This window comes from Microbacterium sp. VKM Ac-2923 (genome assembly GCF_022815605.1).
GTDB lineage: Bacteria > Actinomycetota > Actinomycetes > Actinomycetales > Microbacteriaceae > Microbacterium.
Genome location: NZ_JALGRP010000008.1, coordinates 163452 through 173624, shown reverse-complemented (window position 1 = coordinate 173624; position 10173 = coordinate 163452). Strand labels below are relative to the sequence as shown.

The window sequence follows — 10173 nt, the reverse complement described above, 5'->3', positions numbered from 1 at the left end:
CTCAAGTTACATCGTCGCCCGGGGGGGCGACTGGAGGGGAAACAATGGAAATTCCGACGTATTTGCGCGTCCTGTGGAGGAGCAAGTGGCTCCTCCTCGTCGGCGCCGTCGTCGCGGCCGTTGCCGCGTTCTTCGCCGGCTTCACCATCACGAACGGCGACGTCGTGCCACGCGCAGAGCAGTCGTACCGCGCCGGCACGACCCTGCTGCTGAACGGCCCCGACCAGCCGCTCTATCAGGCCGTGATCCCCGGACAGGAGCTGCAGGAGGGCCAGAGCCAGCCGCAGAACGTCGACCTGACCTCGCGCGCCATCCTGTACGCCTACCTCATCAGCGGTCAGGACATGCGCGCCACGGTGGAGTCGCAGATCGGATCCTTCGCCGAGGCGGAGACGCTCACCGCTCTCCGCCGCACCACGCAGCCCGCCGGCGACGAGTCCTTCGCCGGCCGCTACGTGCTGCCCATCCTCGAGGTCATCGGCACGGCTTCGACGCCCGAACGAGCTGAACAGATCTCGCGTACGGCCGCCCAGACTTTCCAGGCGCAGGTCGTGGCCGATCAGACCACCGCGGAGATCCCCGAGGGTAACCGTGTCCTGATCACGACCATCGACGAGAAGCCCGGCACGGCTCTCGAGGGTTCCAACCCGGCGATTCCCGTCGTGGTCACCTTCCTCGGTGTCTTCCTGCTCTTCGTGGCGGCGGCCTACATCATCGCCGGCTCCAAGGCCTCCCGTGAGCGCAAGCGCGCCGCGAAGGCCGCTCTCGAGGACCAGGACGACGCCCCCTCGTCGGTGAAGCCCGACGACGACGCCAACTTCTCGCTCGATGACCTCCTGCCGGGCGAGAGCGCCGAGTCCGAGGCGGAGGCCGTCCGCTCGCGAGCGCGCAGCCGCTCCTCCCGCGTCGAGTCCGCCACTCTTCGCAGCGACCTCTGAACCCCGAGGCCCCTCCCGTGTCACTGCACACATCGCAGACGCGGGGGCCGCACGATGCTGCCCCCGCGTCGCCTCCTCCCTCACCGGCTCCGGTGACGGAGGACGAGGTGACCCTGCCCGTGGGCAAGGCGATCCTGGCCGTGGTGATCCTCGTCGCCGTGGCCGCCGTATCCGTCGTCTTCCTTCCCCCGGTCGCGGCCGGCGGCGCGATGATCGTCGTGGCCCTGGCGGTCCTGTCACGGAGGATCCTCACCTCGTGGGTCGGTTGGCTCGGCATCCTCGTCGCCGTGCTGATGTTCATCCCCATCCGGCGCTACGCGTTGCCCATCCCCCTCCCCTTCCAGCTCGAGCCCTACCGCCTCGTTCTGTTCGTGATGTTCGCGGGCATGGTCGCGGCCCTCCTGCTGGACCGTCAGCGCACGTGGAAGCGGATCGGCTTCGGCTGGCCGATCGGGATCTTCTTCGCCTCGTTGTTCATCTCGATCCCGATGAACGGCACCCAGCTCGTCGAAGAGGGGCTCGCCACGAGCGCCGTCGGTACGCTCGTCAACTGGGTCGTGCTGCTGTCGGTGTTCTACATCGTGCGGCAGATCGTCGACACCGAGACCATCGCGATGGGTCTCATGACCGCACTCGTGTGGTGCGCGTCGGTCGTGTCCGTGTTCGCCGTCGTCGAACGCGTGACGCGCATCAACGTGTTCCAGCGGCTCGAGACATTCCTCCCGCTGAACCTCATCGCCTCGGACGGCGAGTCGTTCCGCGCCGGCGGATACCGTTCGTTCGGGTCCTCGCAGCACCCCATCGCCCTGTCGGTGATGTTCTGCATCCTCATTCCCGTGGCGATCTACCTCGCGCGCTACGGCCGGTGGCCCAAGAACGAATGGACGCGTCGCCTCGTCTACTCGATCGTCACGGTCGTCCTGCTCATGGGCGTGCTGGTCGCGGTCTCGCGCACCGCGGTGATCGTGCTGGGCGTCATGTTCCTCCTCACCCTGCTCCTGCGACCGTGGTTGGGCATCACCCTTCTGGCGCTGGGCGTGCCGATGCTGGCCATCGGCATGGCGGCCCTCCCCAAGGTCGTCGGCACGCTGGTGCTGTCCTTCTTGGACATCGACACCCTGATCGCCTCGCAGCAGACGTCACCGGGATTCCGCGGCGCGGGTCGCTTGGCCGACCTCGGCCCCTCCCTCATCCAGGCGGCGCAGCATCCGTTCTTCGGAACCGGCCTGGGAAGCCGCATCGTCGTCGGTGACGAGCAGAACGCCTACATCCTCGACAACCAGGTACTCGGGTCGCTGCTCGAGGTCGGAGCCGTCGGCGTCCTCGGTCTCGCCGTGTTCATCCTCGTGCCCATCCTGATGCTGGGCGCGTGGGCGTTCACCACGGCACGCGACGAACCCCGATACGCGATGCTGGCGTTCGCACTCCTGCTCAGCGGAGCGGGTTACACCGCCGCGCTGTTCTTCTACGATGCCTTCGGGTTCATGCAGACGCTCTTCGTCTACTCCATGCTGCTCGCGGTGGGCGCGTGGCTGATCACATCGAGCCCGCCCGCCTTGAAGGCGCGCGCGGCCGGCGAGAGGACGTTCGTCCGGTGGCCCCGCACGACGGTGTCATCCGGGGTCGCCGTATGACACCTCGGATGTCGATCGTCATCCCGGCCCACGACGAGGGCCCCCTGGTGCGACGGAGCCTCGAGCGGATGCTCCGGGGTGCGGCGCCCGGGGAGTTCGACGTCGTCGTGGTGGCCAACGGGTGCTCGGACGACACCGCGGAACAGGCGCGCGCCGTGTCCGGCGTCACCGTCCTCGAGATCGCCGAGGGCTCGAAGATCGCGGCGCTGAACGCCGGCGACGCGCTCACGCGCGTGCTCCCCCGCGCCTACATCGATGCCGACGTCGCCCTGTCGGTGTCGGCCCTGCGTGCGCTGGCCGACGAGCTCACCGGCACGCCGGCGCCGCTCGCGGCGGCTCCGCGCCTCATCGTCGACACGTCGCGGTCGAGCCTGCCCGTGCGGTGCCACTCGCGCATCTGGGCAGCGTCGGCCTACCGATCCCGCGGTCATGTCGGCTCCGGGGTGTACGCGGTGAACGCCGCGGGCCGCAAGCGGTGGGAGACGTTCCCCGACGTCATCGCCGACGACCGGTTCGTGCAGCTGCGCTTCGCGCCCGACGAGCGCAAGACCCTGTCCGACGAGACCTTCACGGTCCACGCTCCGAAGACCATGCGCGCTCTCGTGCGCCGTGGGGTTCGTATCGAGCTCGGTAACCGGCAACTGCCGAACGGCGGGGCCGAACGCGACCGCGGCGGGCTCCTCGGGCGCGTCGCCCGCTCCCCCCGTCTCTGGCTCTCCTTCCCCTTCTACGCGTGGGGATACGTGATGCCCAAGCTCATCGCCCGTCGCCGATCGGCGGGTCCCATCGCATGGGACCGCGACGCATCCCTCAGAGAGGCATCACGCCGATGACAAGCGACCTCAAGCACAAAGCGTCACGCGGCGCCGCGGTCACCGCGGGCGGCCTGTGGATCAAGACGGCGCTGCAGCTCATCTCCACGATGCTGCTCGCCCGCCTGCTCGACCAGTCGGACTTCGGTCTCGTCGCGATGATCATGGCCATCGTCGGTGTGGCGGACCTCGTGCGCGACTTCGGCATGACCGGTGCCATCCTCCAAGCCAAGAAGCTCACCGAGGATCAGTGGCGGTCGCTGCTGTGGTTCTCGGCGCTGCTGGGGACGGCGCTCATGATCGCCATCGCCGCCTGCGCTCCCCTCATCGCCCTGCTCTACGGCGAGCCCCGCCTGACGATCCTGACCCTCGCCATCGCGCCGACGCTCCTGATCAACGGCCTCTGCATGCCTCTGCAGGCCTCGGTGCAACGCGACCTGCGCTTCGGGACCCTCGCTCTCATCGACATCGTCGCGATGGCGGTCGGAGTCGCGCTCTCGGTCGTTGCCGCCCTGGTGGGCTTCGGCGTGTGGTCGCTGGTCGTCTTCGCCGGGGCCGGCCAGGTGTACCGCCTGATCGCGCTGTGGATCGCCGCCAAGCCCCGCTGGGGTCGCCCCCGCGTCGGTCGCGACATCCGCCCTCTGCTGACGACGGGCGGAAGCCTCTTCGGCGTGCAGCTGCTCAACTACGCCTCGCGCAACCTCGACAACGTCGTGATCGGTCAGCAGCTCGGCGCCGCAGCGCTGGGTCAGTACTCGCGCGCGTACGCACTCTTCCTGCTCCCGCAGCAGCAGCTGACTGCTCCCCTGGGCCGGGTCGCCCTGCCCATCCTGAGCCGTCTGCAGGATGACGGCGAGCGCTACCGGCGCTACATCAGCAACGCCATGGTGGTCATCGGATACATGGCCCTGCCGGTCTATGCGATCGCGGCAGCCGTGGCCCACCCGCTCATCCTTCTGCTCCTGGGGCCGGGATGGGACACCGCGGCGGACGCCTTCGCGCTCCTCGCCCTGGCGGGCGTGGCCCAGGCGGTCGGCAACGTGAACGGGTGGATCTACATCACCCTCGGCCGCGCGCACCGCCAGCTGATCTACTACGCCGTCACCCGTCCCTTCGTGATCGCCGCCTTCATCATCGGCGTGGCGTGGAACGGCGTGAACGGCCTCGCCCTGCTGTACGGCCTCGTGACACTGGTGCTCCTCGTCCCGGGTTTCCTCGTGGCCACCCAGGGCACGTTCCTGCGCAGCGGTCGCGACATCGCGCTTCCCCTCATCCGCCCCGCGATAGCCGCCGGCCTCGCTTTCGGGGTGTCCTGGGTCACCGTCCAGCTGCTCGTCGACTGGCTCGCGATCTTCCAGGTCATCGGCGGTGGTGTCGCGGGCCTGATCGTCCTCGGCATCCTGTACCTCATCCCCGGTTACCGGCGCGACTACCGCATGATGCTGGACTTCGTGAAGCAGGCGCGAAAGCCCGCCCCGCGCAAGCCCGCCGCAGAACAGCCCACCAGCGCGACGACGTCCGACGCCGAGGCCGTCTCGCAGCCCACAGCGGCCGAGATCGATCTCGCGGCGACGCCCGTCGACGCACCGGCCACCGTGCTCGGTGCCGACGAGACGTCGGCCGGTGAGCTCGAAGCCGAGATCGAACAAGAGCGCGCCCGTCGGAAGGACAAATGACGATGAGAACGAAGATCTCCGCGGTCGCGACCGGCCTCGCGCTCGTCGCCCTCCTGGCGGGGTGCACCCCGCCCGAGGCCGCACCGACGGCCCCGACGGAAACGCCCGACGCTTCACTGCGCACCGTCTCGTCGATCGCCGTCGTCGGGGACTCGATGTCGGTCGGTATGGCCGCCTGCGGCACGCGGGACGCGTGCCCCGAGGCCTCGTGGGCGCTCGGAACGGATCCCGCCGTGTCCTCCATCCGCGAACGCGTCAGCGCGGCCACCGGTGGGGCGGACATCGCATCGCTGTCGCTGGCTCGTCCGGGTGCGGTCGTGGCCGACCGGATCGCGGCCGTCGAGAAGGCGCGCGGCGAATCCGCCGACCTGGTGCTCGTCGCCATCGGCACGAACAACGTATGCACCAGCAGCATGGATCTGATCACGCCCGTGGACGAGTTCGGCCAGACCTACAGCGAGTTGCTCACCACGATTCGCGCCGGTGTGCCGGATGCGCCGATCGTCGCGGTGTCCCTCCCCGACATCACGCAGTTGTGGGAGGCCGGCCGGGGAGACCCGAACATCGTGCGTCTGTGGAACCAGAGCCCGTCGTGCCGCACCCTCCTCGGCGACGCGGACTCGGATGCCGCGGCCGATGAGGAGCGTCGCGCCTCGGTGGCCGAGACCCTCGCCGGCTACAACGCCGCGATCGTCGACGCATGCGCGGAGGTGTCGGGGTGCACGACCGACGACGGGGCCGTGGCCCGCATGACCTTCACGTTGGACGACATCTCGTCGGCCGATCACTTCCACCCCTCGGCTTCCGGCCAGGCGAAGGTGGCGGCCGCGGCGTGGCCGGCCGTGCAGAAGGCCCTCGGCGGGTAACCGCCGACACGACCCCCCCCCTCTGTCGCGTCCTGGCGGGATGACCGACCGGATGCGAGAGAGGGGGGTCGTTCAGACGTCGGCCGGCGCAGCCGCGCGGTGACGAGCGGACGAGCGCAGGACGAGGTCCAGCACCGCGCGGTGCCGCGAAGTCCAGCTGTTGTCCTCGATGAAACGGGAACGCTCGGCTTCGGTGAGGGGGCCGCGCTCGAGAGCGTCGTCGACCTCGGCGGCCATGTCGGCCGTGCTGGCCGAGAATGTCACCCTCTCGTGGATGCCGCGCACGGGCGGGAGATCGATCGACACCACGGGCAGTCCCGCGGCCAGGTACTCGTAGACCTTGAGCGGACTCATCGCCTCGGTGAGCGGCGTCCGTCGGTGCGAGAGCAGGGACACGTCGCAGTTGCGGAGCGCGGCGACCAGCTCCGACCGCCCGACTCCGCTGTGCTGATGCACGTTCGGCACCTTGCGCAGCGCCCGCGTGTACTCGGGGTCGGGTGTCGGCCCCAGCAGCACGATGTGCAGGTTCGGCCGCAGAACCGCCAGTCGGGCGATGCCCTCGACGTCGAGGCGACTGTCGATCGTGCCCACGTAGATCGCGCGCGGGCCGGGGATAGCGGCCAACCAGTCCGGCGCTGCGGGGCGGGGGCCCATCCACTCTCGGGGGTCGACGCCGTTCGGAACGACGACAGCCGGTCCGCGCGGGTCGATCCGGTCGATGATCTGCTGCGATACCGCAGCGACACCCACCTCGCTCTCGCTGATCTGGCGGTAGGCCGCAGCATACGCCGGCCAGTAAGCCTGACGCGCCTCGAAACTCAGCCAGTCGTCTCGCCCGAAGTACGTGACGGTGTCGGCCCAGCCGAACGGACAGAACGCCGCCACGAGCGGGTTCGTCGTGACGATCGCGGTGCGACTCATACCGGCGCGGACGACCGCGGTACGCAACTGCTCGTCGTACGAGCGGTACGTGCGCACGATCGCGGGCACGCTGACCGGGTCACGACGAGCGAGACGGGTCGGGGTGAGGAGTCGCCGATCCGCGCGGGCGGGAAAGGCCTCGGTGGGCCGGATGCCACGGGCCGCGACGCTCGCGATCGAACGGAAAGGGTTGGCCACGAGGAGGTTCCCCACCGCGTCCGACGACATCAGGGTCTGCAGGATGCGGTCCGGCGGGCGCATCATGCCGCGCGCGACGGCGTCTGCGTAGGTCTCGTACGAGAAGGTGAAGACGACGTCGCGTTTCACGACACGATCTCCCGGAGCACGCGGGCCGGCGCTCCCACGGCCACGCACCGCGGCGGGATGTCCGAGGTCACGACGGCGTTCGCCCCGACGACCGATCCGGCGCCGATCGTCACGCCGGGCATCACGACGACGTTCTGGCCGAGCCAGGCGCCGCGGCCGATCCGGACCGGGGCGACGCGTTCGAGGGGCTGATCGCGGATGGGGGCGTCGGGATCGTCGAAGCCGTGCATGTGGTCGGAAATGTACACCCCGCGCGCCAGCTCCACCGCCTCTTCGATCACGACCTCCTGAACGGCGGTGATCGACGTCTGATTCATCCGCACGCGGTCATGCAGGTGGATGACGGGGCCGGCGGCGTCCAGTCTCGGAACCATGAACCACGACGACGGGCCGATGAGGACGTCGCGCCCCACCGACACCTTCTGAGGGTTCCCGGCTCGAAACGGGAGCATGATGCGCGAGCCCCGCCCGAACTCCGCGAAACCCGTCGATGCCAGCTTGGTGTAACCCGCGTCGCGTGCGCGGGTGGCGTACTCCAGAAGCGTCATGCCATTCATCGCGTGTCCCCCGTCACAGGCCTTCGACATTCCGCTCGGACAGACGTCCAACGGCCTCGAGGGCGGCCAGGATGCGCGAGCGCAACTCGCCCTCCCGTTCGATCACTGTAGCGACTGCGGCGGCCAGCTCTGCATCGAACCCCGACCCCGGAGAGACGCACAGCTCCGGCGTGCCGAACAAGTCCATCAGACCCTCGACCTTGCCCTGCGTCGCCACCGTCACCGGGGACGTACCCGCCATGAGCGACATGACCGCCAGATGCATGCGACCGGTGACCGTGACGGAGGCCCGTGCCGCGAGACCACGGATCTCGGCGGGCGCGAGCAGGCGCGGCACGAGCTGGACATGCGGGTCTCCCGCCGCCTCGACGAGTGCCTCGCACAGAGGCAGGTCATCGGCGCCGTGGCGGGACACGTGCGGAACGACCAGCACGCGGTGGCCGGCGGCCCGCAGAGCCTCGATCGCTCGACCGTAGGCGGGGAGCCGGTCGCCGACCAGGCCCGAGGCGTTCACGAGTGCGAGTCGATCGTCACCGAGATCGGGCAGGAGGCGCTGCACGATGCCGTCGTCGCGCGAGCGGGCGGAGAAGACGATGTCGGCGCTGTCGAGCACGGAGAGTCCGTCGGCGCGGGCTCGCTCGGCCGATCGGGGGTCGCGGAGGTAGAGCCGCACGCCCGCGTCGCCCGCGCGCCGCAGGGCCGCGACGGCTCGTTCGTGCGGCGCGGCGTTCCAGCTGAAGCCCACGATGCGCGTGGGCCATCCGAGCCGGGCCAGACGCTCCGCGAGGCTCGCGCGGTTGACCGAGGCGCGGAGCACGTAGGCGCCGTCCATGACGTCGGCGCCGATCACCGAGAACGACCGGGCCGATCGGAGTTCCCGCGTCAGCTTCCGGACGTCTCGGGCGTGGCCGATGGCGGAGCCGTAGACGAGCGCGGGAAGCGGGACCAGGCGCATGCGCTCTCGGAGGGCGGCGGGGACGTCGAAGTCGCGGGTCGAACGAGTCAGCACCACGACGGGGCCGTTCGACGCTTCGACGAAGGCCTCGACGAGGGCCTGGTCACCGATGTTGCCGCGCCCGGGCGGCGCGAGCAGCACGTGGCTCTCGCCGTCGCTGCTCGGGCGCACCCGGATCAGGACCCGGTCGACGGCGCGGATGAGCCGTTCCGACTGCAGAGGCTTCGTCAGACGACGGGCGATACTCACGAAGAACTCGTGTCGCCGGGGCGTGCGCTCGACAGCCGCGGCGGGGTTGCAGTCACATTTTCCACACGGTCCTCAGGTATTCGTCCGTGGGCGTGGGCGTACGCGCGTCCAGCCAGGCGGAGGAGACCTCCGACAGCGTGGGGTCGTACGTCCACCCCCCTGAATTGGCATAAGTCTTCGCCGCAGGGGTGAAGGAATTCTCGACGGCCGCCCACACCCCCGGGACGGATCCGATCATAATCGAGTCCCGCGCGGACAACACACCGTTGGTCCCCGACCCGTTGGCCGCCTGCGGGTAATTCGTGGACATCTTTGCGCCGGCGGGCAGCGGGTACCGCTTCATCATGGTGGCCCCGGCCACCACCAGGGAGTGCTCGAAACGCACCCCGCCGGCCAGTTCCGTGGGAATGAAGCCCGCATTCGTGGACGCGAAGATCACCGAGTCCTCCACCACGACGTTCTTCAGCGCATGGGTCCCCGACAGCTGAACGGTGTCGAGGTGGGCCGCCGACCCGGCCGGCTTGTACATGGAGGCGACGTAGCACCCGACGATCGAGAGGTTGGTCACCGTGGACCCCGCGGTCCGGGTGGCCCACGCGTCGGACTCGGTGAGTTGCGATTCGGGCGTCACGCACTCGACGAACTCGAAGTCCGACACCGCAGCGAGCTCATTCGTCGAGACGTTGAACGCGCGCCCCTTCGACCAGGCCCAGGAGAAGTCGGACGCACCGGTGAGGACCAGGGAGAAGGGGAATGTCCAGAAGCCCACGAAGCTGACGCCGAATACGCGGTCCAGACGGAGGGAGGCATCGAACGTGATGCTCTGGGATCCGTCGCGAGGCATCACCAGCACGCGGCGGCCCCGCCCGAGCTGGCCGACGCGCTCCAGCACAGGGCGCACCGACGACCCGGCACCGTTCCCCGCCAGTCGACCGGGGCGGACGAGAATGCGCACGTTCTCGTTCTTGGCGACGTCCTTGAGGGACGTGATCGCGTTGCCGATCGCCGCCCAGGTGCAATCGCATTCGATGGTTTTCACGAAGGTGTCGGTGGGTCGCGGTGTGCGCGACGGCCAGTGCGACCCATCCGGCCCGAAGGTCGTCGAGTACACCGAGGGCGTCGCCGCGAATGCGCCTTGCGGCGCCGCGAGCGCGGATGCGGCGACAACGGGAATAGCGGACAACAGTCCAACGAAGGACCTTCGGGTGATGGCGCTCATCAGCACAATATAAAGGACC

The 10173-nt window shown here is 69.4% G+C and carries 9 protein-coding genes; 5 read left to right on the top strand and 4 right to left on the bottom strand.

All coding sequences use genetic code 11. The features are described 5' to 3' along the window. The first annotated feature begins 44 nt into the window (after nucleotides 1-44). From MT347_RS13865 to MT347_RS13845, 5 genes are all read left to right on the top strand, one after another. Nucleotides 45-938 (top strand): hypothetical protein, encoded by an 894-nt coding sequence (locus MT347_RS13865; protein ID WP_243501825.1) that lies wholly within the window; start codon nucleotides 45-47, stop codon nucleotides 936-938. Nucleotides 939-1045: 107 nt separating this feature from the next. Next, nucleotides 1046-2572 carry an O-antigen ligase gene (locus MT347_RS13860; RefSeq protein WP_243501823.1) on the top strand — a complete coding sequence of 509 codons (1527 nt, stop codon included), beginning with the start codon at nucleotides 1046-1048 and terminating at the stop codon, nucleotides 2570-2572. A gap of 8 nt (nucleotides 2573-2580) precedes the next feature. Further along, complete coding sequence (locus MT347_RS13855; protein ID WP_243501821.1) at nucleotides 2581-3405, top strand: glycosyltransferase; 825 nt, start codon at nucleotides 2581-2583, stop codon at nucleotides 3403-3405. After that, nucleotides 3402-5060, top strand: coding sequence for a lipopolysaccharide biosynthesis protein (locus MT347_RS13850; protein WP_243501820.1), 1659 nt, complete (start codon nucleotides 3402-3404; stop codon nucleotides 5058-5060). Before MT347_RS13855 ends, MT347_RS13850 begins: the two co-directional genes overlap by 4 nt. A gap of 2 nt (nucleotides 5061-5062) precedes the next feature. Further along, entirely contained in the window at nucleotides 5063-5926 is an 864-nt protein-coding gene (locus tag MT347_RS13845) for an SGNH/GDSL hydrolase family protein (protein WP_243501819.1), read from the top strand. Between the two features lie 72 nt (nucleotides 5927-5998). Here the strand turns inward: MT347_RS13845 and MT347_RS18430 are convergent, their stop codons facing one another. Genes MT347_RS18430 through MT347_RS13825 form a run of 4 tightly spaced genes read right to left on the bottom strand, consistent with a single transcriptional unit; the run spans nucleotide 5999 to nucleotide 10154 of the window. After that, on the bottom strand, nucleotides 5999-7174 hold the full coding sequence (locus tag MT347_RS18430) for a glycosyltransferase (RefSeq protein ID WP_243501817.1): 1176 nt from the start codon (nucleotides 7172-7174) through the stop codon (nucleotides 5999-6001). Further along, a complete protein-coding gene (locus tag MT347_RS13835) occupies nucleotides 7171-7731 on the bottom strand; it encodes a DapH/DapD/GlmU-related protein (RefSeq protein ID WP_243501815.1) in 561 nt (186 codons plus the stop codon). The genes MT347_RS18430 and MT347_RS13835 overlap by 4 nt, the downstream gene beginning before the upstream one ends. 13 nt (nucleotides 7732-7744) lie before the next feature. Continuing rightward, nucleotides 7745-8935: a polysaccharide pyruvyl transferase family protein gene (locus tag MT347_RS13830; RefSeq protein ID WP_243501813.1), complete on the bottom strand. Its 1191-nt coding sequence runs from the start codon at nucleotides 8933-8935 to the stop codon at nucleotides 7745-7747. Nucleotides 8936-8987: 52 nt separating this feature from the next. Then, nucleotides 8988-10154 (bottom strand): hypothetical protein, encoded by a 1167-nt coding sequence (locus tag MT347_RS13825; RefSeq protein ID WP_243501811.1) that lies wholly within the window; start codon nucleotides 10152-10154, stop codon nucleotides 8988-8990. Between the last annotated feature and the right edge of the window lie 19 nt (nucleotides 10155-10173).

Coding starts and splice junctions, on each gene's coding strand:
- MT347_RS13825 (WP_243501811.1), bottom strand. CDS start 10,154: ATGAGCGCCATCACCCGAAGGTCCTTCGTTGGACTGTTGTCCGCTATT.
- MT347_RS13850 (WP_243501820.1), top strand. CDS start 3,402: ATGACAAGCGACCTCAAGCACAAAGCGTCACGCGGCGCCGCGGTCACC.
- MT347_RS13845 (WP_243501819.1), top strand. CDS start 5,063: ATGAGAACGAAGATCTCCGCGGTCGCGACCGGCCTCGCGCTCGTCGCC.
- MT347_RS13865 (WP_243501825.1), top strand. CDS start 45: ATGGAAATTCCGACGTATTTGCGCGTCCTGTGGAGGAGCAAGTGGCTC.
- MT347_RS13855 (WP_243501821.1), top strand. CDS start 2,581: ATGTCGATCGTCATCCCGGCCCACGACGAGGGCCCCCTGGTGCGACGG.
- MT347_RS13835 (WP_243501815.1), bottom strand. CDS start 7,731: ATGAATGGCATGACGCTTCTGGAGTACGCCACCCGCGCACGCGACGCG.